The sequence below is a fragment of the Streptomyces sp. NBC_00539 genome (assembly GCF_036346105.1).
Taxonomy (GTDB): Bacteria; Actinomycetota; Actinomycetes; order Streptomycetales; family Streptomycetaceae; genus Streptomyces.
Genome location: NZ_CP107811.1, coordinates 7027797 through 7050059, shown reverse-complemented (window position 1 = coordinate 7050059; position 22263 = coordinate 7027797). Strand labels below are relative to the sequence as shown.

The 22263-nt window shown below is 69.1% G+C and carries 12 protein-coding genes and 3 pseudogenes; 8 read left to right on the top strand and 7 right to left on the bottom strand.

Annotated features, from left to right (window positions below; all coding sequences use genetic code 11):
• Positions 1–28 precede the first annotated feature (28 nt).
• The 6 genes and pseudogenes from OG861_RS32140 to OG861_RS32115 all read left to right on the top strand — a co-directional run bounded on the left by OG861_RS32140 (position 29) and on the right by OG861_RS32115 (position 7262).
• Entirely contained in the window at positions 29–4054 is a 4026-nt protein-coding gene (locus OG861_RS32140; protein ID WP_329191489.1) for an acyltransferase domain-containing protein, read from the top strand.
• 11 nt (positions 4055–4065) lie between these two features.
• Positions 4066–4809, top strand: a complete 744-nt coding sequence (locus OG861_RS32135; protein WP_329191491.1) for a thioesterase II family protein — start codon at positions 4066–4068, stop codon at positions 4807–4809.
• A gap of 92 nt (positions 4810–4901) precedes the next feature.
• Positions 4902–5282 (top strand): annotated as a pseudogene (locus tag OG861_RS32130) (MFS transporter); the annotation flags it as partial.
• 73 nt (positions 5283–5355) lie between these two features.
• Complete coding sequence (locus tag OG861_RS32125) at positions 5356–6336, top strand: MFS transporter (protein WP_329375219.1); 981 nt, start codon at positions 5356–5358, stop codon at positions 6334–6336.
• Positions 6337–6581: 245 nt separating this feature from the next.
• Positions 6582–6848: pseudogene (locus OG861_RS32120) on the top strand (muconolactone Delta-isomerase family protein); the annotation flags it as partial.
• A 69-nt stretch (positions 6849–6917) separates the two neighbouring features.
• The gene (locus OG861_RS32115) at positions 6918–7262 is read left to right on the top strand and encodes a YybH family protein (RefSeq protein WP_329201922.1); all 345 of its coding nucleotides are present in this window, start codon (positions 6918–6920) and stop codon (positions 7260–7262) included.
• A gap of 35 nt (positions 7263–7297) precedes the next feature.
• On the opposite strand, the gene OG861_RS32110 is transcribed toward OG861_RS32115, so the two are convergent.
• Complete coding sequence (locus OG861_RS32110; protein ID WP_329191495.1) at positions 7298–7501, bottom strand: hypothetical protein; 204 nt, start codon at positions 7499–7501, stop codon at positions 7298–7300.
• A 296-nt stretch (positions 7502–7797) separates the two neighbouring features.
• Positions 7798–7988: pseudogene (locus tag OG861_RS34390) on the bottom strand (hypothetical protein); the annotation flags it as partial.
• 462 nt (positions 7989–8450) lie between these two features.
• On the opposite strand from OG861_RS34390, the gene OG861_RS32100 reads away from it, so the two are divergent.
• Positions 8451–8606, top strand: a complete 156-nt coding sequence (locus OG861_RS32100) for a hypothetical protein (protein WP_329191499.1) — start codon at positions 8451–8453, stop codon at positions 8604–8606.
• Positions 8607–8663: 57 nt separating this feature from the next.
• On the opposite strand, the gene OG861_RS32095 is transcribed toward OG861_RS32100, so the two are convergent.
• The 4 genes from OG861_RS32095 to OG861_RS32080 form a co-directional block, all read right to left on the bottom strand.
• The gene (locus OG861_RS32095; protein WP_329191501.1) at positions 8664–9119 is read right to left on the bottom strand and encodes a hypothetical protein; all 456 of its coding nucleotides are present in this window, start codon (positions 9117–9119) and stop codon (positions 8664–8666) included.
• Between the two features lie 42 nt (positions 9120–9161).
• The gene (locus tag OG861_RS32090; RefSeq protein WP_329191503.1) at positions 9162–15761 is read right to left on the bottom strand and encodes an RHS repeat domain-containing protein; all 6600 of its coding nucleotides are present in this window, start codon (positions 15759–15761) and stop codon (positions 9162–9164) included.
• Positions 15762–15861: 100 nt separating this feature from the next.
• Complete coding sequence (locus OG861_RS32085) at positions 15862–19410, bottom strand: LamG domain-containing protein (protein WP_330261940.1); 3549 nt, start codon at positions 19408–19410, stop codon at positions 15862–15864.
• Between the two features lie 282 nt (positions 19411–19692).
• Positions 19693–19989: a hypothetical protein gene (locus tag OG861_RS32080; RefSeq protein WP_329191507.1), complete on the bottom strand. Its 297-nt coding sequence runs from the start codon at positions 19987–19989 to the stop codon at positions 19693–19695.
• 782 nt (positions 19990–20771) lie between these two features.
• Here OG861_RS32080 and OG861_RS32075 point away from each other — a divergent pair.
• Positions 20772–21695, top strand: a complete 924-nt coding sequence (locus OG861_RS32075; RefSeq protein WP_329191511.1) for a LuxR C-terminal-related transcriptional regulator — start codon at positions 20772–20774, stop codon at positions 21693–21695.
• Between the two features lie 205 nt (positions 21696–21900).
• Here OG861_RS32075 and OG861_RS32070 read toward each other — a convergent pair whose 3' ends face one another.
• On the bottom strand, positions 21901–22179 hold the full coding sequence (locus OG861_RS32070) for a hypothetical protein (RefSeq protein ID WP_329191512.1): 279 nt from the start codon (positions 22177–22179) through the stop codon (positions 21901–21903).
• Between the last annotated feature and the right edge of the window lie 84 nt (positions 22180–22263).

The window sequence follows — 22263 nt, the reverse complement described above, 5'->3', positions numbered from 1 at the left end:
AGACGAGGCCGCCCGTACGCTGCGCCGCATGGCAGATGGCGACCCCGCGCCGGGCGCGGCCCGCGCCACCGCGGTGGAGCACGGCCGCGTCGGCTTCGTCTTCAGCGGCAACGGGGCGCAGTGGGTCGGTATGGGGGCGGAGCTCCTCGGCACCGACGATCACTTCACGGCCGAGGTCGACGCCGTCGACGGCGTGTTGCGGCCGTTGCTCGGCTGGTCGGTTCGAGAGGAGATGGCCGCGCCACGGGATCCGGCATCGTGGCAGCGCACCGAGATCGCGCAGCCGATGCTGTTCGCGGTCCAGGCCGGCCTGGTCGCGGCCCTGGCCGCGCGTGGGTTCGCGCCTACCGCGATCTGCGGCCACAGTGTCGGCGAGGTCGCGGCCGCCTACTGTGCGGGAGCGCTGGACCGGGCGAGCGCCTGCCAGGTCATCGCCGCCCGCAGCCGAGCTCAGGGCACCACGGCCGGCTCCGGGCGAATGGCGGCCGTCGGGCTCGCCGACGAGGACGCCGGGAAGCTGATCGCAGAGGCCGGATGTACGGGGCGGCTGGTCGTCGCGGGAATCAACAGCGGCCGGGATGTGACGGTCGCCGGGGACGCCGAGGCGCTCGCGGCCTTGGGTGAACTGCTGGACGAGCGCGGCGTGTTCTTCCGCGACCTCGGGCTCGACTACGCCTTCCACAGCACGGCCATGGACGAGTTGCGCCGTCCCCTCGCGGACGCACTGGCGGGACTGGCCCCGCAATCCGCCCGCATTCCGTTGGTCTCCACGGTCACCGGACGCATCTCCGACGGCCGGGACCTCGATGCCGCGTACTGGTGGCGCAACGTCCGTGAGCCGGTACGGTTCGCGGACGCGACAGGCGTCCTCGTCGACGAGGCGGGCTGCGACGTTCTGCTGGAACTCGGCCCGCACCCCGTGCTCGGCGCCTATCTGCGGCGCACCACGGCGAACGGGCCGCGCCAGGTAGCCGTCGTCCCCACCCTCACCCGCACCGGGTCGGGACCCGGTGCGCTGGACACCGCTACGGTGGAGCTGCTGGCGTGCGGGGCCGAGACGGACTGGGACGTCTCTTTTCCGCGCCCGGGCCGGGTGGCGGACCTGCCCGCGTACCCGTGGCAGCGCGAGCGGCACTGGAACGGCAGTCCGCAGTGGTGGGAGGAAGGCCCGCACGGGGAGGAGGGAACGTCCGGGCAGCAACAGGCGGCGCATGCCCTGCTCGGAGTGCGGCTGTCCGGGCCACGGCCCGCATGGCAGCAGGAACTCCTTCCGGGGGCGCCGCTGTGGTTGGCCGACCACCGGGTCGGCGAGACCGTGGTGATGCCGGCGGCCGGTTACGTGGACATGGCCCTGACCTGCGGGCAGGCCGCCCATGACGCGCCCGCCGAGCTGAGCCGCCTGGCGATCGGCCGAGCCCTGGATCTGCCTGCCCTGGACACCGACCGGACCGTGCACGTCCACACCGCTTTGGATCCCGACGGCAGCTTCACCGTCTCCAGCCGGGAACCGGGCAGCGAGACCTGGACCGAGCACGCACGCGGGAAGGTACGCAAGCTGCTGCGCGACCGGCCGGCCGCCGTCGACCTGGCAGCCCTGCGCGCCCGCCTGCCCCGCACGATCGACGCGGCCGACCACTACGCGCTCTGCGCCCGCGCCGGGCTGCCCTACGGCCCCGCCTTCCGTACGCTGACCGCCCTGCGCACCGACGGCAGCGAAGCGCTGGCCCAGTTCACAGCCGCCATCGAGGGCACCGGAGGCCACCTCGCCCACCCGACCGTCCTCGACGGCGCGCTCCAGGCGGGACTGCCGTTGCTCGCGGATGCCAGCGGCGAGGCGGTCGCTTTCCTGCCCGCCGGCATCGACACCGTCCGCTGCTGGGAACCTCTGCCAGCCACCGGCCTCATCCACGTCCAGCTCCGCATGCGCACCGCCCGCGAGGTGGTCTGGGACCTGACCGTCATGGCGGACGACGGCACCGTCGTCCTCGAAGCACATGGCTGCCGGCTGCGCCGCTACGACGCCTCCCGCGCGCCTGCGCCCCAGCAGCTGACCGAGGTCCAGCGAGCCGCCGCACTCCCGGCGAGTCTCACCGCATCCCCTTGGCCGACGCCCGCCGAGACGCTCGCCGCCAGTGCTCCACAGCTGGCAGAGGCCGACCGGCAGTGGCGGCTACTCCCCCACCACCGTTTCACGGCGCAAAGGCTGAGGCTGACCGCTCACATGACGGTCGCAGCCGTACGCAAATTGATTCCCGACGCAGCTGACTTCACCATGGCAGACCTGTTCGCGGCAGGCGTCGAACCACGGCACCGCAAGCTGCTGTCTCACCTCCTCGCCGACGCCGTACGCCAAGGCATCCTCACTGCTGTGGGGGCAGGCCGCTGGTACATCGCCGAGGAACCGCAACCGCACCGCTTCTTTCGGGAAGCACTGCTGGAAAATCCCACCGAGGGCACGACCCTGCATGCCTACGGCGTCTGCGGGCTGCACCTCGCGGACGTGCTGCGCGGCCACACCGATCCACTCACGCTGCTGTTCGCCGAGCCCGACGCCCTGGCCGCGCGCTTCTACGACAGCACGCCCACGATTCGTCATCTGTACAAGATCGCCCGGCATCTGATGACGGCGTCCCTGGCTGCCAGGCCCGACGGGCGGCCGCTGCGCGTCCTCGAGGTCGGCGCCGGCACCGGCGGATTCACGTCCGCTCTGCTTGCCTGCCTGCCGCCCGAGCGCACCCAGTACACCTACACCGACGTGTCGTCCGCGTTCTTCCCGGCGGCCCAGGAGCGATTCGCCGCCTACGACTTCGTCGACTACCGCTGCTTCGACCTCAACGCGGATCCCCTCGTCCAGGATTTCACCCCCGCATCGTATGACCTCGTCGTCGCCGCGAACGTGCTGCACGCCACGCGGAACGTCAAAGACACCCTGCACCGGATCGGCGACCTGCTGGCCGACGGCGGGCAGCTGCTCGCGGTCGAAATCCACAACCGTGCTCTGCTGGACCCCATCTTCGGGCTGCTGGACTCCTACTGGAGCGCCGAGGACAGCGAGCTGCGGCCCCAGGGACCGCTGCTGGCACGCGAGACATGGCCCACGGTGCTCCACGAATGCGGGTACACGGGAACCATCCAGCCCGGCGAAGCCACCGAGCCTACGTACGAAGACCACTCGGTCATCCTCTCCGCGCGCCTGCCCCGCCCGGCCGACCCGCTCCCGACGCCCGCCGAGCCGCGTCGGGTGATCGCCCACGTGGCCGACGGCCCCTTGGCCGCAGCTGCCGCCGCGGCACTGGGCTCGAAGGGCCGGCCCGCGAGCGAGGACCCCAAGCACTGGGCCGACCTCCTCGCCCACACCGACGAGGTGGTCCTGCTCAGCGGCGGGGGTGATGCGTGCGATGCCATCGAGAGCGCTGTGCGGGACTGCGCCGCGCTGCGTGCCCTCGCCACCGCGACCCGGCACGCCGCCGAGGAAAGCGAGGTCACCCTCTGGCTCGTCGTGTGCAGAGCCGACGCCGCTCCGCCCCTGGCGGGAGCGGCCCTATGGGGAGCCGCACGCAGTCTCGCCAACGAACAGCCACGCCTGACCGTACGGCGGATCGCCCTCGCCCCGGGCGCCGAGCACCGCCTCGCCGCGGAACTGGCGGCCCGCTCGACGGACGACGAGGTGCTGCTCACCGCGGAGGGGCGTTTCGTGACGAGGGTGCGTCCTTACACCCCGCAGCCGCTGGCCGCCACGGGCCCGTACACCCTCACTCTCGACGACCCTGGCCTGCGCTACCGGCTCGGCTGGCGGCCCAGCAGGGTCAACGAGCCGGCCGAGGGGGAGATCGTTGTCATGAGGCCGCGACTTCGGCCGCTGCCTGGTCCAGTGACCGGAGCAGCTCGGCGCCTGGACCAGCTGGGAATGGACTCCCTGCTGGCCGTCGAACTCACCACCCTGCTCCAGCAACGGCTCGGATGCGACCTGTCCACCCTGGAACTGATGGGCGCACCGAACCTCCCCGCGCTCGCCCAACGCGTCCTCGGCCGCCTTCAAACAACCCGCCGCTAAGGACTCCCGCCATGCCCGCACTCCTCCCCCTCGCCCACCACCCCGACGCGGCCGTACGCCTGTACTGCCTGCCGCCCGGCGGCGCCGGCCCCGAGTTCTACCTGCCCTGGGCCGATCTACTGCCGCCCACCGTCCAGGCATACGCCATCGCCCTTCCCGGCCGCGGCAGCCGCCGAGACGAACCGTCGACGACCGATCCCCGCGCCCTTACCAACGCACTCGCCACCCTCATCGACAACCCCGCCGACCGGCGGCCGTTCGCCCTCTTCGGACACAGCCTCGGCGCCCTCTTCGCCTACGAGACCGCCCGTCGCCTGCGCCGCACAGGGCGGGTACAGCCCGTACTGGTCGCGCTGTCCGCGCTGCCCGCACCTCACCGAGGAGCCGTCACCCGCCTCGTGGCCGGTCTGCTCAAGTCGGGCCTCGGCGCCTTCTCCGACCTGGTGGGGCCTGTCCCCGACGAACTGCTCAAGGACCCGGACACGGTCGCCCACCTGCTCACCCCACATCTCGCCGACATGGTCCTCTGCCTGCACCAGCGCCACCACGAGGAACCGCCTTTGGACACCCACCTGGCCCTGTACGGAGGCGCCGCGGACCCCCTCGTCCCGCCGGACCAGCTGGAGGGCTGGAACGACCTGTTCACCGGCCCCGCCACTCCCTGTCTTTCCCCCGGCCGTCACACCTACCCGCAGGAAAACGCACCAGCCCTGGTGCGGCAGCTGACCAAGGACCTGCAGATGGCGGTCCGGTGATCAGTGACGACCGGCGCCACGGCCACCCGGGCCGGGCCCGCGAGCGCTGGGCGGCCCCCGCAGTCGTCTGCCTGGGCCTGTTCCTCCTGGGCATGGATCTGACCATCCTCAACGTCGCCGTCCCCGACCTGCAACGCGAGCTGCGACCCTCGATGGCCCAGGTGCAGTGGATCGTCGACGCGTACGCCCTGGTCCTCGGCGGCACCGTGCTGACCTCCGGTGCCGCCACGGACCGGATTGGCCGCCGCCGCGCGTTCATCTGTGGCTTGGCGGTGTGCGGCGCGGCCTCGGTACTCGGAGCACTCTCCCCGACGCCGGGACCTGTGATCGCTGCCCGCTGCGGCATGGGGGCGGGAGCGGCACTGCTGATGCCCGCCACTCTGTCGATCATCAGCAACCTCTTCCCCGAAGCCGCCCTTCGGCGCCGGGCCATCGCCCTGTGGGCGGCCACGCTCGGCCTGGGCGGCATGATGGGGCCGGTCATCGGAGGGATGCTGGTCCAACGGTGGTCCTGGCGCGCGGGATTCTGGGTGAAACGTCCCACTGGTGGCCCTGGCCCTGGTCCTGGCCCTGCGTGTGGTTCCGCAAAGCCGTGCAACCGGGAGCGGGGAACGGGTCGACGTCGTGGGCGCGCTCCTGTCGGCGTGCGGTCTGCTGATCCTTGTCTGGGCAGTGATCGAAAGCCCGGTGAAGGGATGGACAAGCACATCGGTGCTGACCGCGTTCGCCACGGCCGCCGCCCTCCTGAGCGCCTTTACCGCCCACCAAAGCCGCCGTGCAGAGCGCGCGATGCTGCCACGGTCGCTGCTGCGCCGGCCCGGCGTGCTACGCGGCTCCACCTCCCTGGCGCTGCTCTCCTTCGCCCTCTACGGCGCGCTGTTCGTCAACACGCTCTACCTGCAAGGCGTCCTGCGTTTCACCCCTCTGGAGGCGGGCGTGCGGACCCTGCCCATGGCCGCAGCCCTCGCCGTGGGCTCGGCGGCCGCACTGCCGTTGCTGGCCCGTCACGGTTGCCGTCCCCCGATCGTGGCCGGACTCGCCCTGGTCACCGCGGCCTTCGCCGTCCTGGCCGACACCCGGGCGACGTCCGGGTACGGCCACCTGGCGATCTTCCAACTCATCGGCGGCCTCGGCGCCGGTCTGGTCGCGGCCTGCGGAACGGAAGCCGTCATGGGTGCAGTCCCACCCGCCCAAGCCGGTCTGGGCTCGGCAGTAAACGACGCCACCCGCCAGATCGGCGCCGCCCTCGGCGTCGCCGTCCAAGGCTCAGTCCTCACCACCGTCATCACCAACCACCTCGGCACTCCGCCACCCGGAGTCACCCCGACTACCGCACTCCCCTCAACCAACTTGGCAGCCCGGCATGCCTTCATCGACGGCCTCACCGCCACGGCTCTGACCGCAGGCGCGGTCACCCTGACAGCCGCCGCCCTGGCTGCCGTCTCCTACAGCCGGATCCTTTCCCTCCGCACGACTCCTGGTCGCCGCGCCCGCTCAAAGAATTCCCCACTCCGCTGGGACTCTTGATCCTCTGAGCTGTACAGCGCGCGAACCCAGTGGCCAACCAGCGCTCCGCTTCACACCCCGCCGTTACCAGCGGCGCATGGGAGCGCGAGGACGGGCCCTGGACACTGGCCCCTGCCGAGCTGACGAGGCCGTCTGGGGGCTTGCTCGTCAGGACCGCCCGATCTGGCTGAAGCAGACTGGGTAGAGGCGCGTCGGCCAACCGCACGGCGGGCTCCCGTACGGCCAGCTCCCCGAAAGAGGCGATCATGGAATTCCTCGTCACGATGACCACCCACGTCCCGGACGGGACCCCGGAGCAGGCTGTCGAGGACATCCGCGCTCGCGAGGCCGCACGGGCGCGTGAGCTCGCGACGCAGGGACACCTGCTCCGCCAGTGGCGCCCTCCCCTGCGACCGGGCGAGTGGCGCACTCTCGGGCTCTTCGCCGCTGCCGACGGCGGTCGGCTCGAGGAGGTCCTGGCCTCCATGCCGCTGCGTATCTGGCGCACCGACGAGGTCACCCCGCTCTCGCCCCACCCGAGCGACCCCGGCCACGCTGGCGGCGCCACGACTCCGACGAGCAGCACAGCGGACAACGGGAAGATCCTTCGTCGCGTCCTCGACGAGTGGAAGGCGGCCGTCGATGCGCACCAGCCCGAGCGGGCCGCCTCCTGCTTCGCCGAGGACGCGATCTTCCAGGGCCTCCATCCGTACACCGTCGGTCGCCGCGGCATCGCCGACTACTACGGCTCCCAGCCGCTCGGGATGACCGCCGACTACCGGATCCTCGAAACCAGGCAGCTGGTCGACGGTGTGGTGCTCGGCTACACGAGTGTCGACTTCTCGTTCACCGACCGGCCGACGCTCACGGTGAACCTGAGCCTGGTGGTCAAGCAGGCGGCCGACCGCTGGTACATCAGCCACTACCAGGTATCCAAGCTCGGTTGACGCCGGCCCGCTAGGTCGCCGCCACGCTCGCCCTCTCAGGGGATTCCGATCCTGGCCACCTGCGCCACGTGGTCAGAAGATGCCCACTCCCGGTGCAACCTCGCAGAGATCAGCGGGAGGGCCTCCGGGCCGGCGCCTCGCCACTCCACGCAGTCGGAGTCGGTGAGGTCCACGTCCTCGGCGTTCTCCAGCCCGGCGGCCGCGAGGAAGACCCGGATGTCGGCCGGCCGGGTGTGCAACGCCGATGGCGAGGCCGTCGTAGCGCACCCGGCGCCCGCCCTGCTCGTCGGGCGGGTAGACGATCAGCATCCGCGTCGGTGGACCAGCCGGACAACTCGTCCTCCCCCTCGGCGTCGTCGGCCAGGGTGAGCCACGGGTCATCGAGCCGGAACCGGTGCGTGGCGCCCCCGGTGTCTGCGAGCGGCACCGTGGGTCCCGTGGGGATTTCGATCTTGTCATGGGCCAGCAGCCACGCCACGATCTGGCGGTGGTCGAACTGCGGGTGCACGTCGGTGCCCCGGCGTGCCAGCGGCGCTCACCTTGCCTCGTCTACGTTCGGATCACGCAGGGGCCGCAGGTCGCCCGGCAGCTCCGGCGGCCGGACGGAGTACCGGCCGAGCACGTTGACACGGTGGCGCACGAACGGCGCGTCGGCGAGCAGGAGAGCCGGGCAGCATCCTGATCACGGACCTCGAAGCCGTCCGCGCGCAGCCAAACCAAGAGGGCGCGGTCAGCCGGCTGCGGCGGCCGGCCCCTCCCCGAACCAAGGAACGCCCCCACGGCCACGTCCAGGCGTAGCCGCCGGAAGCGGAGCGGGTGCCGCCACACCGCGCCCCGGTCCACGGCCCGGTCGGCGCTGATCTCGGCCACCAGGTCGGGGCGGACCAGGCGCACGTCCAGGACGTCACGGGACCCCCAGGTCGCGGCGAACGTGGCGCCCTCCCAGGGATGTCCGGGGGCCGGCACCGAGCCGCTCAGATTTGCGCCCTCCAGTCAAGACGCGATCTTCATCAGGGGCATGACGGTGGCCACCAACGCGCCTACTTGAAGTGTGGTCACGCCGCAAAGACAGCGAGACCAGCCAGGAAAACGGCCCCACCACCTGGTCGTCGTCGCCCGGGGTCGGGCGGCGCAGCTGTTCGCCGTCGAGTCGATGAGCCTCCAGGGCCAGAGCGCGAGATCACCGTCGTGGGCAGCCGCCTGCGGATCCTGATCACGTCCGAGCGGACGCCCGACCTGCTCGCCGAGATCACCCCGCAGGCCACCGCGGACCTCGACCTCGCGGACGGCTCCGACATCTGGACCAGCCGCAGGGCCGCCGACGTCATGCTCGTCGAACTCTGAACGGCCGAAATGGCCCGCCGGATGAACCGACGGGCCATCACGAAATGCCAACTCGACTTACGGAGTCGTTGTTTCCTTGGTCCGCATGAACCGGTCGCTGAAAGTGCAGACTTCATCGAAGTCTACCGAGACGCAGAGTTCTCCGCTCTTGAGCACGCTCAGCATGATGCTGCAGTCACCTTGGGAGATTTCGGTGAAATTCACTCCGATCGTATCGCCGGCCGTTGCTTCCTTTGACATCGCCACGAACCCGCCCGGGGCCCCCTTGTCCACATAGAAGCCCCAGCTCCCGCGCCCCGTTCCGGTGGGGCAGCCCTTCACGAGCGAAGGGTCGAACTTCAGTCCCTGCGAGGTGAAGGTGTGGTCCGCCGCAAAAGACAGGTGGACGCCGGCTGCAGTTGACCAGTCCCCTTCGATGTCGCCCGCCTCCGCCGTGCCTTTGCTCTCTCCTGAACCGCCGCACGCCGAGAGAAGCAGAACGAATGCCAGGAGGAATAGTCGACGGCCGCGCATGTGATCTCCACAGTCTTCTGAGTTGGCGATGTGAGTGAGCTTCTACCTTAGGGAACATCCGCACATGTTGAGCGGGATTCTCTCCTGCCACGAGAAGTCCTGCGTAGTGGCGGCGCCGAAGGTCTCGGTGAAGAAGGGATTCCAAGATCTGGGGATCGCGTGTGTGGCGGAGTTCCAGTCGCTCTGGTTGTGAACGGTGAACTGGATTCGCACGTCGCCCTTCTTTTTGTCCACGCTGGTGATGCGGGCGGTCCCGGAATAGGTTCCAAGGTATGCGTCGGCACTGTTGGCGTGACCGAGCGTGCCATTGGTCAACACGCTGGCGATATCATTGTAGATCCCGCGTACCGTGTTGGCCTTGTACCACGGGCTCCCCGGTTCCGGCCCCCTGTCCTTGTATCCGAAATTCAGGGTATCTTTTGCGTTGGGTGCGTCCATTCCGCTCTTCAGGGCTTGTCCCAGCAGGTTGGAACGGGTTTCCGCAATGGTGTCGTCTGCGGCCAGAATTCTGGTGAAAGTGTCTCCGCCCTTGAACTTCTGGCTGGGTCCGAGCGGGTAACCGCCACCCCAGAGCCATCCGAAGAACAAGCCCCGAGAACTCTCCCAGCTATTGTACGGACCGCCTTCGTCCACGATCCCGAACCTTTCCCGGGGAGTCGCGAACAGGGGGGCGAGGGCCGGGTTCCACCCCAAGGGCATGGGGTTGAAGATGTCGCCGCGACCGAACGAGGTGCCGCTCCAGCTTCCGCCTCCGCCGCCGCTTCCGCCGCCTCCTCGGCCGCCGCCGCCTCCGCCGCCGCCCCAGCCGCCGCCTCCGCCGCCGCCTCCGCCGCCTCCGCCGTCGCCCTCGTCCTTCGGCATGTCCTCGATGTGCTTGCCGTTGGTCCAGCCGCCGCCACCGCAGTAGCCGTAGCTGCCGCAGCTCTCGAGGCCCGTCGGGTCGCTGTTGGTGACCGGGCTGTTGTTCGCGTAGGAGTAGCCGTTGAGGGACTGGTGCTGATCGAGGCTCAGTACGGGGTCGACACTGAGGAACTGGCCGAGGGCCGCGTCGTATTCGCGTGCGCCGACGTGGGTCAGGCCCGTGTTGGTGTCTTCGGGCTTGCCCAGGAACCGCTTGTCGTCGGGCCAGTTGGCCGCGGCGGGTCCGCGTGCGGAGCCGAACGGGGTGGTGTAGCGCTTGGACACCGTCTGCGTGTCGTCGGCCGAGATGGTCAGGGACGAGGTGCCGTGGGCGTCGCCGGCCACGAACGAGAGCTTGGCGGTGCCGGATTCGTTGGTCAGGATCGCGACCTTGGTTCCCGCGATCGTGTAGGAGCGGGTGGCCCACTTCTTGGTGCCCTTGAGGTGGACCTCGTTGAGGCCCGCGTACAGGACGGTCTCGCCGGCCGGGTCGCGGCGGATCAGGAGTTCGCCTTCGGCGTCGTAGACGTAGTCAGTGGCGGTGGCGCCCTCCGTGGTCTTGGTGAGCTTGCCTTCCGCGCCCCAGTTCAGGGTCTGGGAGGTCGGGCTGCCGGGGGTTTCGGTGCGCTTGGTGGTGTTGCCGGTGGCGTCGTAGGTGTACTGGGGGGTGAGGCCGGTGCAGGTGGCGCCGGTGGTGGTGGCCGCCAGTGCGTGCGGGCGTGCCGGGTCGTAGCAGTAGGTACGGGTGCTCGGGGTCCCGGTGTTGATCCTTTCCGTGGCCCGCTGGCCGGACGCGGTGTAGGTGTAGCTGTTCCAGTAGGGGGCGGCGCCGTCGAGGTTGGCGGCGGTGCGCCCGGCCGGAGCACAGTCGGCGGTCTTCGGGGTCCAGGCTTCGGTCATGCGGCGCTGGGCGTCGTGGGTGAAGCACTGGTTGTCGGCCTTGGTGAAGCCGCTGAGCGGGGCCGAGCCGAAGATCGACAGGACGTTGCCGGCCTGGTCGTAGTTGTAGGTGAGTTCCTGGAGCATGCCGTTGTGGGTCTGGTCGTTGACCGTGGACTTCAGCAGACGGCGGGTGCCCTCCTCGTAGATGTTGCCGATGAACGTCTTGCGCACACCGGCGGCGGCGGAACGGGCCAGGGTGAGCTGGTCGATGTCGCCCAGCGGGGAGTACGCGACGTTCTGCACGTAGTCGGTCAGCCCCGAAAAGCCCTTCGGCAGACCGAATTCGTTGTAGTTCAGCTGGGTGATCTCCGACGGCAGCCCTGCGGCCGCCGGCGTGGAGGTGGAGCTTAGCGTGCCGTCGAGCCGGTAGTTGACCGTGGTGTCGGTGCTGGCGGCGATGGCGCCGGAGGTGACGAGCGGGTCGTCGGAGGGCAGGGTCAGGCGGGTCGTCGCGGGACGGCCCAGGGTGTCGTAGGCGGTAACGGACTTGGTGTACGCCTTGCCCGTCAGACCGCCCTCGTAGCGGATGGAATCAGTGCCGGCACCCTTGCGGAGCGTGTCGAAGGTCCACGCCGCGAGCTTGTTGGCGTCGGACTTCGGCGACTTCCACAGGCCCGTCTTGCGGCCCAGTTCGTCGTAGCCGTACTCCAGGACCGTGTTCCGTGCGTCCTTGGACGTCGCGATCTGGTCCAGGGCCGTGTAGGTCGTGGTGACCTTGCCCTTGTCGGGGTCGGTCGTGGTCACGGTCCGGCCGAAGAGGTCGTAGACGTACGTCCACTTCGCGTCGTCGGGGCCGGTGACCGCGGCCTGCTTGCCGTCGACGGTGTAGGTCTGGCTCACGCTGGTGTACGGCGTGCCCGGCGAAGTGCCGCTGTACGCGGGGTCGTTGGGGGTGGTCCCGTCGTAAGTGCGGGTCTCCGTGGTGCGGCCCAGCGCGTCGGTGATGGTGCGGGTCGCGTTGCCGCCCTGGACGGCCGTGCTGGCGGTGGAGTCACCGGTGTAGGTGGTGGTCGTGGACTGCCTCTGCACCCCGTACACGAGCAGGGTGCTCGTGACGGCGCGGCCGAGGCCGTCGAAGACGGTCGCGGTCTGGTTCGGGGTGCTGCCGTACTCGGCCCGGGCATAGACGCCCTCGGGCGCCTTGTCCTTGTCCCAGATGTCGGCGTACGACTCGTAGGCCAGGCCGCGGGAGTCGTAGCGGGTGTCGGTCAGGATCCGGCCGCCGTTCGGCGACGGGGTCTGCGTCTGCAGCGGGCGGAGCAGTGCGTCCGCGATCGTGTAGACGGTCTTGTAGCTCCCGTCGGCGGCGAGGGTGCCGACCGAGGTCCACGGCTGCTTGCCGCGTTCCAGCAGGTAGTCGTACTTGACGTTCGGGGTCTGGGACTGGCCGCGGTTGGGCAGCCAGGTTGCCGTGAGGCGGCCGAGGCCGTCGTAGGTGTTGTAGGTCGAGCCCATGTTCGCGTCGATGGACCGGACGATCGAGCCGCGCAGGTCCGTGTAGGCGTACGACTTGTGCTGCTGACCATTGGACGCGAGCTTCGGCGCGGTCTTCACCGTCACTTGCAGCGGGCCGGCCGCGGCGGGCGCGTAGCTGGTCGTGGTCGTGCTGCCGGCCGCGTCGGTGCTGGTCAGCGGACGGCCGAGCTTGGCCGCATCCGTGTCGTACGTGGTCTTCGTGACGGTCTGCCAGCCGGCGGCGCCGGCCGGGTTGCGGTCGGCGGCGCCGCTGGCCGCCGGGTAGGACTGGGCGCGCCCGGTCCAGGTGGCCAGGCCCAGGGTCGGGGTCTGGTTGGCGGTCCAGCCGGTGGCGGCCGGGTCGTCGTAGACAGTGGCCGTGTCGGACAGGACGTCGCCGCGGGTCGCCGAGGTGGCGGGGAGGCTCAGCTTGTCGTCGGTGACGGAGCACAGGGCCCCGACGGTGCGGGTGCGTGAGGTGCGGTTGGTGATGCCCTTGGCGTCGTTGCGCGCGTACCAGGTACGGGTGCAGGTCTCGTCGCCGGTCGTGGTCGTGTCACCGGAGGCCGAGACCTGGGTGGTCATCCCGTAGATGTCGTCGTAGCCGGTGTCGGTGCGGGTGGTGCGCCACGTGTTCGAGGCGGTCAGGAAGGTGTGCGTGTAAGCGGTCCCCGTACGGACGTAGTGAGCCTTGGTGTTGGCGTACGACTTCTGCTGGCTGGCGGTCTGCTTGCTCCAGGGGTCGGTCACCGAGACGGTGACCGGGGTGGCTACGTCGTAGGTGATCTCCTGGCGCTGGAAGCCGGAGTACTGGTCGTCGTCGTTGATGGCGGGGATGGTCAGGCCGGTGACCGGGAGGGCCGTGACCGTGGTGGTGCGGGTGTCGGTCGTCCCCTTGCGGGTGTCGCCGCGCATGCCCTGCATGAAGATCTTGACCGTCTTGGACCGGGTCTTGCCGACGGCTCCGGTGTAGGCGGTAACTTTGCCGTAGCCGCGCCAGTCGGACCAGGTGCGCTCCTTTTCGGGGGTCAGCGGGTCGTCATTGTGGTGCCAGGCCGGGTTCGCGTACTCGTAGGAGTTCTCGACGAGGTCGTTCTGGCCCGACGGGTCGGCGACGGTCACCGCGGTGACGTTGTACTTGTGGAACCAGTCGAGCGTGGGGTCACCGCCGTTGATCGGCCAGTAGACCGGGTAGCAGGACAGCGAGTTGTCGTCCTCCGCGACCGGCATCTTCGAACCGCGCACGCACTCCGGGTCCGAGAGGGTGAAGGTGGTGATCGCGCCCGTCTCGGACGTGATCGTATTGATGCGCGGACGGTTGAGCGGGACGATATTGTCCCCGTCCACGTCCACCCGGTTCGGGCGCATGTGGTAGGTGAAGTCCACCGGCGGGACCTTGACCGCCTCACCGTTGCTGCCGGTGCGCTTGATCGACTTCAGCACCAGGGTCTGGTCACTGGTGTCGCCGAGGTCGCCCGCGTCCAGGTACTCCTGCGTCAGGTCGTAGGTGTCGATCAGCGCATAGTCGTCCGGCTCCTTCGCCGTCGACCACGCGAAGGTCTTCACGTTCGTCATCCGCTTGCGCGTGAAGAAGGCGGGACCTGTTGCCTTGCAGTCGGTGATGTCGGCGGCGCAGATCGAGTCGAAGGGGACGTCGGGCCAGTTGTCCGAGGTGTCCTTCGTCAGGCTGTCGCAGTTCGTCGCGAAGCAGCGCTCCCCGTAGCCGAAGGTGACCTTGTGCGAGGGCTTGCCCGAGAAGAGGGTGTCGGCGCGCTGGCCGTAACGGATCTCGGAGAGGGTGCCGCCTCGGTCGTATGCGGCGAGCTTGGTCTTGTCGCCGTTCTTCGCGTAGTTGTTGGTCTCGTCCGCGTACCAGTAGGTGGCGGCGTTGCCGTGGACGTCCTGGACCAGGTCCAGGTTCCAGCGCCAGGCCTGAGTCTCGGAGCGGCCGGCGAAGGTGGAACCCTTCGTATAGCCGGGCTCACCGGAGTCATCGCCGAACACGGGAACGGTCCAGGTGGAGTTGGTGCGCTCGGAGCCGGCGCCCGGGAGCTTGTTCAGGCCGAAGGTGTAGGTCGTGCCGTCACCGGTGACCACCTTCCAGTACTCGCCGTCGTTGTCACCGTTGTCCGCACCGGTGCCCCAGGTGACCTGGGAGGCGTCGTCGCCCTTGAGGTGCCACTTGCCGGTCGTGTCGTCCTTGACGAGCTCGTTGGCCTTACCGTTCAGGACGAGGGAGGCGTTCTCGTACTTCCAGCAGAGGTCGTTCTTGTCGGTCTGGCCGTCGTCGTCACAGGAGCCGTACTTGCGCTCGATGTGGGAGGAGGTCAGGTCGAAGCCTTCGCCGACCTGGGAGCCCTGGTTGTTGGAGTTCGCGGTCCGGCCGTCGATGGCACCGCTGCTGTACGAGAACGACATCGCGGGCACGGGCCCCGCCGCGGCGGGCGGGACGGCCAGCGTGTACGACCAGGTGAGGCCTCCGCTGGAGGTTCCGGATCCCCAGGTGGAGGAGGCGGCGAGCGGGGTCGCCGCGAAGTTGCCGGCGCCCTTGGGCGATGCGGTGTCCGTGGCCATGACCGCGAAGACCGCCGGAGCCTGCGCCGGGGCCTTGGACTTGGCCGCGGAGGAGGTTCCGGCGGGGAGTGAGGCGACGTCGGCGGTCACAGTCTGGTTCTTGATGCTGTTCGCCGAGGGCAGGGGCGTTGTCTTGCGGCACTCCGCCTTCTCGGGGGTGGTCAGCGCACACGCGGGCAGGCTGACCAACCCGAGGCGGGTGGACCAGCCACCGCCGACCGCGGAGGCGAAGGACCCGTAGTTCACGGTCAACTGTGAAGGTCCGCCAGCGGTGTTGGCTGCCGTGAACAGGACGCCGGTGATCCCGGCCTTCTCCGCCGCCTTCTGGTCCAGGACCTTGACGGTGGACTTTCCACCGTCGCTGTCCGGAGCGGCGGCGGGCGCGGTCGGGCCCTTGGGCACCGCCGGGCGCAGCAGCGGGCTCTTGGCCCGCGCCGTGGACCGTACGTCGATCAGCGGGCGGGAGCCAGCGGGCGAGCCTTCCAGGGTGGCGGCCTTCGGCCAGTCGGCCTTGGCCTCGGCGCGGGCCCGGTCGGCCTGGACCTTGTTCTCCGCTTGGTTCTTGGCGACGAGCTCCCGGGCCTCCTTGGCGCCCCGGGCGTTGACGGCCCGGACCTTGGCGTCCTTGTGCTTGGCGATCTTCGGGGCGCCGGGGAGGTCGGCGGCCTCCGCCATCGGGGTGGTGATCCCCGGGACCGCGAGGGCCAGGGCTAGCGCGGCTGCCAATGGCAGCCGGTGGCGGATTCCTCCGCCTGGTGATCGGCTGGACATGAACACTCCATATGGGTTGGGGTTTTGGGTACAGGTGGGCCGTGGCCGCCCCAAGTTCGGGGCGGCCACGGCAAGTCCGTGAAGTGGGTGGTTCGGAGGGTCAGCTACCGGAGCCGAAGACGGTGTCCGTGACCTGCTGGGCGTCCTTCATTGCGCCGGACCACAGGCGCATGTCCTTGATCTGGCCGGGCAGGAAGTTGCCCCAGGCGCTGTTGGTGAAGCCCTTGCCCACGGCGAGCTCGCCGCTGCCGGCGCTGGCCGTGTAGGCCTTGGGCTGGGCCTGGCCGGCCGCGCCCACGTAGAGGGTGATGGTGCCGTCCTGAGCGTTGTGGACACCGGTCACCTGGACGCCCGCGTTGAGCGCGGCCGGGCTGTCGCTGGCCACCGAGGTCCCGGTGCCGTCGGCCGTCAGGCGGCCGAAGTGCCAGCTGCCCTCGACGAAGTCCAGCATCTTGGTCGGGTCCTGCTCGTCCGGCTCCTGGCGGATGCCGGTCTTCTCGAACCACAGACTCCAGGAGGAACCGGTGGCCGTACGCTGGCCGATGACCTGGGCCTTGTAACCGTTCGGCTTGGCGAGGAGGGCGGTGTTGTCGAGCTTCGCCTCGGCCGTCACCGTGAACGAACCCGTGTCGTCGACGACCGGACCCGCGACGGTGGCCGCCTGGGTGGAGCCGTTCAGGACCAGGGCGCCGCCCGTGACGGGCGTACCGGTGGTCGCGGTCAGGGCGCGGCCGTTGCCGGACTTGTCGGCGAAGGCGGGGCCGGCCATGGTGAGGTCCCAGGCTCCGGCCAAGTCGACGGCGGGCTTGCCGGTCGCCGGGTCGAAGAGCGAGGAGTCCTGCTTGACCTCGACGGCACTCTTCTCGTCCTGCCAGACCTTGACCTCGTCGATCCGGCCCGGGAGCTGCTCTGTCCAGGCGGCGGACTGCTTGGCGGCGCCGATTCCCATGACTCCGGTGGAGGCGATGGGGTTGGTGACGGTCATCTGGCCCTGGAGCTGCCCGTTGACGTAGAGCTTCGCGAGGTCGGTGGATTCGCTGTATGTGGCGGCAACGTGGGTCCACACCCCGGCCTGCGCCGGGTTCAGGCCGCTCAGCTTCTTGATTGCGCCGGTTCCGCCCGCGGTGTCGTCCGTGGCCATCTGCATCGACCACGGCTGGCCGGCGGCGGCGGTGATGGCGACACCGCTGAAGTTCTTGCCGCCCTGGGCCAGCATGGAGAAGGTGCCGTCCGTGCGGTCCAGGCGGACCCAGCTGGCCACGGTGAAGGAGCTACGGGTGTCGAACACCGGCTTGTCGCTGTTCGCGTACTGGCCGTTCGTCAGCTGGAGCGCGCGGTCCTCGTGCGGGGTGGGCGTCTGCACCCAGCCCCGTCGGCCGGTTGCGGGGCGCTGGGCTCCGGCGGCGAGGTACATGTTGTTCCTGAGCGCCGGGTCGGTGGTCGAGGTGTCGATGGCCTGGCCGGAGGCCTCGTCGAAGGTCCAGTAGCCGATCGGGTTGGGGCCCTCCTTGACCACGAAGTCGACGATCTTCGTCGCGCCCCAGCGGCCCACGGCGTCCTTGGCCTTCACGCTCAGCTTCATCGTCCCCGACAGCGGCGGAGTGATCGAGACGGTCGGGTTCGAGCCGGCGATCTCAGTCCACGTGGTGTCCGTGGACAGCTTGTACTGGAATGCCGTGACGGTGTCGCCGCTCGCCGGAGCGAAGGTGAACTGACCCGCCTGGCCGGGCTTGCCAGCTGCCGTGCACGCGGTGCTGGTGCACTGGCTGTACGGAGCTCCGAAGGCGACCGTCGGGGCCTTGGGGGCACTGGAGTCGACCTTGAAGTAGCAGTCCGCACTGGGAGCGCTGGTTCGTTCGTTGCCGTCCGCGTACGACCGGGTCCAGGTCCGGAAGCGGTACTGGGCGCCGTCCGTCAGCGTGGCGGGCGGGTCACTGGTGACCTTGACGTTGTCCCCCACGAATCCCGAGGAGGGCCGACTGACGTAGTCGGCGTCGGCCGCGTTGGCCTTGACCGGGGTCCAGGTGCCGTTGGTCTCCTTCTTCTCGGTCTGCATGAGGATCCGCAGCTGGGCGCCAGACTCGCCGCCCCACACCGTCTCGGTGATCGCGGTCATGGCCGGCGTCGGGTCGGAGACGATCGACGGCTTGGCCGGGTCGTTCGAGCAGATCTCCCCCGCACCCGTGACCAGGCCGACGTAGATCGGGGTGTTGGGCTTGCCGATGTAGTCGACGGACAGGACCGCGTCGTTGCGGAAACGCTTCCACGCGGCCGTGTCCGACTCGTCCTCCGCGCGCAGCTCCAGGTTCAGTCGGTTGTACCGGCCGTTGGCGAAGTCGCGGACAGTGGGGGTGAGGTTCTCGTCCGGCTCGTCAGGGAGGTTGTCCGAGAATTCGACCGGCGCTGCGGGCGAATTGGGATCGCATGCGGAGCCGCGGCCGGCCGACAGCCAGCGGTCTCCCATGAGGTCGGCGTAGTTGGGTTTGTTGCCCCAGTTCGTCGACGGGCCGATCTCCCCGTCCATCCGGACCAGCCACACGTTGCGCAGGTCGCACTGGAACGCCCACGGCTCGGTGACGCGAAAGCGGGCGTTCAGGACTTCCTTGCCGACCAGCTTGCTCGGCGAGAACTCGAAGTACAGGCGCTGTACGTAGCCCGGACCGCAGTAGTACCCGTTCCACGATCCGCACTTGCCCATGCCCTTGCCCAGGCCGTCGCTGCCGTTGTCCCAGTTCCAGAAAGAGACGCCATCGTTGCGAAGCGCGGTGTGCTCGGTCCCGTCGTCGAGGGCGACGGAGGGGTCGATGTACAGGGGGAAGGCCGCAGGGTCGCTCTGCTGCAGCAGCGAGGAGTCCGGTACGACGGCCAGCGAGTCAGCGTCGACCTGGACGGGCATGTTCGCCGCCCCGGAGCCGAGGGCCGGACCGTCGACGGGACGGCTGCCGGGATCCCCGCCGACGGGCGCCTTGGGCAGCGGGCCGTCCTCACTTTTGGCTGCGGCCATCCTCTCTTTCGGTGACATGACCGGCGCGGTGGACACGCCCTTCGAGTCCCACATCAAAGCTGGGGGCGCCTTGAACACCGGTTTGCCGTTGGCGTCCGTGGCGGACAGACCGCCATCCTTGGCAGAGTTGAGCCGGACGTCCTTCGCCTCGAGGTCGAACTCGACGCGTTGGAGCTTCGGGTTCTTCGCCGCTTCCGGCGTCTTGACCACAAGGACCTCGCGGAACCCCTTCAAGGTCGCCGTCATCCGCAGGTCGACCCCGGGCAGCACCTCCTGGTAGACGGCGCTCTCACCGTCGAGTACCGGCTTGGGCAGCGTGCCGTGCTGCCAGCCCAGGGCCATCGACCGTCCGCCGTGCTCGATGGTGACCAGGCTCGAATCGCCGCCGCCAGAGAAACCGACCGAGGCCCCGGCGGCCTTCGGGCCCACCGTGCCGTCCGAGCGGACCTCCAGTGTGGCGTCGGGCGCGACCCAGCCGACGCCGTCCTTCGCCTTGACCCGGACCGGGACGGCCGAGGTGTCCAGACGGAAAGACTTGCCGTCCGGATTCGCGTACGTAGTCGTGGACTCGGTCCGTTCACCGAGCACCTCGACGGGCTTGCCCGATGCGGCTGCCGCTTTGAGCGCCTTCTCGCCCTCATTCACCGGCAGCGCATCTGCAACGGCGGCTACCGGCGTGTACACCGAAGCGACACTCATCACCATGGCCAAGCCGAGCGTTGTCGCCACGGCAGGGCAAAGCCGCCGACCAAGGGTTGCAGACATTTTCTCCCATTTCATATGACGCGGAGATCTCCCCGGGCGCCGCGCCATGCCCTCACCAGCTATGGCGGTTGAACGTGAAAACGCATGGTGCTCGATCCGAACCTGTCCACTTGATTTCGACAGGCGATCGACCGGGGCTTTCCTGACGGAATACCGGAGTGCTCAGCGAATGCCCGGCCCGTTGCCAGCAGCACCGTCCGACAGACGCCAGGCGATGAGCTCGGGTGCGCGCTCAAGGGCGCGCAGACACGCTGCGCGAGCAGTGAGCATGGCCTCGGCTTCCGAGTTGGCGAGGGAGAAGAAAACCAGATCGATGCGATCGCCCCCCGCAACCCCCGTTGCGGTCACGTGCTCAATGCCGTCCGCAGGAGCAAAGTGGGCCGTAAGCAGGTCTCTGACATCGTTCGGGGCTGTGACTGATCCACAGGAGCCGATCAACTTGAATGTGATCATATACATGGCGACTTCCGGCGGGTTTGCCTTTCTCGCTCTGCATCGAAAGCGAAGCTACGGGTGGGCGATACCGTCTCGCGGCGCGCTCCATCCGTAGCCATCGCCGGCCAGCACTTGGTGCGTGCTGCTCCACCCGAAACCATCGCCCGCAGTCGTGTGCCGCGTTTCCGAGAGGCCGAGAACGGACACACCAGATCCGACGGCGGCGAGGAGTGCGGCGGGCACGAGCAGGCGTGCGGCAACGTAGGACATGAAGAACTCAACCCCAATAGGCGTGCTGGTCGACGGATTCATCTCATCTCCCCCATTCAGGGAGATGCCGTGAGCGATGGAGCAAGCCTGTGCGCGCCGTGAGCCGGTGTCACTAGCATGCGAGTGGCGTCAAGGCGCCTGGCGCCTTGACGCCACCTGGGTGCCGGCCTGCAGGCAGACCACGCCAGGCTCGAGCGTCAGGAGCGGAAGCAGTCGCTCGACGAAGCGGCAGGCGGCGGGGAGATACGTAGGCGGGTCAAGCAGTTCGCGTATGGCGTCGGTGCGGCAGCACGCAGCCACCCGTACTCATACGCCCCGCTCCCCCGAACAGTGGGTATGCATCGCAAATCGGTCGATCCGCCAGCCCGTGATTTTCTCCACCCACATCGTCTCAGCCCACAACACTCCACCTTTTTGGGGAAAACTGCCTCCGAAAATTGCCTGCAACATCCTTTAGGATCAAGGCTTCGTATCGGGGGGATCTCATGTTGCAGTGGTTGGGCTTGTCTGCCCACGCAGAAGCTGTTTATCGGGCGATGCTCGAGCGACCTGACCACGGGGTGGCCGCCCTCGTCGCGGACACCGGACTGGACGAGCAGGCGACACGGAGCGCCCTTGACGAACTCGCCCGCCTCGCCCTACTCAAACCGTCGGGCCAGACGGCGGCCGGCCTCCGCCCGGTCAGCCCCGAAGTCGGACTCGCCACCCTGCTGGCCTCCGCCGAGGCGGAGATCGCCGAACGCCAGGCCCAGGTGGAAAGCGCCCGAGCGGAGATAGCAGCCATCGCCGCCGCCCACCTCGGCACGAGGCTGTCCGACAGCGCCACCCGGCTCGAAGGCCTCGACGCGATCCGCACAAGACTGGAACAACTCCAGCGGACCACCCACTTCGAATGCCTGTCACTGAACCCCGGCGGTGCCCACCGCCCGGACGCCCGCAGCGCCGCCACTCCGCTCAATGAAGAGGCGCTGCGCCGCGGAGTCGTCATCCGAGCCGTGTGCCGCGACAGCTTCCGCAACGACCCCGACACCTTCGCGTACGCCCGATGGCTGACGGAGCGCGGTGGTCAGATGCGCACCATACCCACCGTGCCCATACAAATGATCATCATTGACCGCCGTGTCTCCATCATCCCCGTCGATCCCGAGAACCCCCGCGCGGGCGCACTCGAAATCCTCAGCCCGGGCATCGTCACCGCCCTCCGTGCGCTGTTCGAGCAGTGCTGGTCCGCAGGTACACCCTTTGGGGCGCCTCCTCTCCCCGACTCCAACGGCTGCACCCCCACAGAACGAGCGCTCCTGGCCCTCGCCGCCGCGGGTGACACGGACGAAGCCGCGGCCCGCACGCTCTCCGTCTCCCCCCGCACCGTCAGCCGCATGATGTCCAACCTGATGGAGAGACTCGAGGCGGTCAGCAGATTCCAGGCAGGGGTGAACGCCACAAGGCGCGGATGGCTGTAGCGCCGATACAAGGCTGATAGCACGGCGCGGCGGCAGGGGCGGTCGATGACCTGGCGTTGGCGGGGCACCTCGAAGAGTTGGTGGGAGCCGGGCATCAGGTTGGCCGGATGCAAGTCATGCGGCGGCGAGTTCGAGCAGGACGCGGACGCGCAGGTCGGGGAGTTCTTCGAGGTCCATCATCACGACCGAGCCCGCCTCTCCTGCATCACCGCCACCGTCGCCTCATCCACTCGCAGCACCGCCGCACGGGCGTCGGCCAGGACCCCTCCAGCCCCACCGCGGTCGTGCCGTGGGCATCGAGAGCGTCGAGGCGGACCGCGATCTCCCGCAAACTGGCACGCGCCCGCAGTAGCTCGCGCAGGACGTCCCCGCGGTCCGCGGAGACCGGCACCAGGACGTGCTGCGCGACCGCCATCACCGACGCAGCTGTGCCACAGCACGTACCGGTGATCTCACTCGGCAGCGTGGCCACGGAACGGGACACCAGAAACTCCGTATGCCGGCGGGGCTGCTGCTCCTAGGCTCCCTGTACGACGTGGAACGAGGCTCACGGAACGGTCAGCCGAGC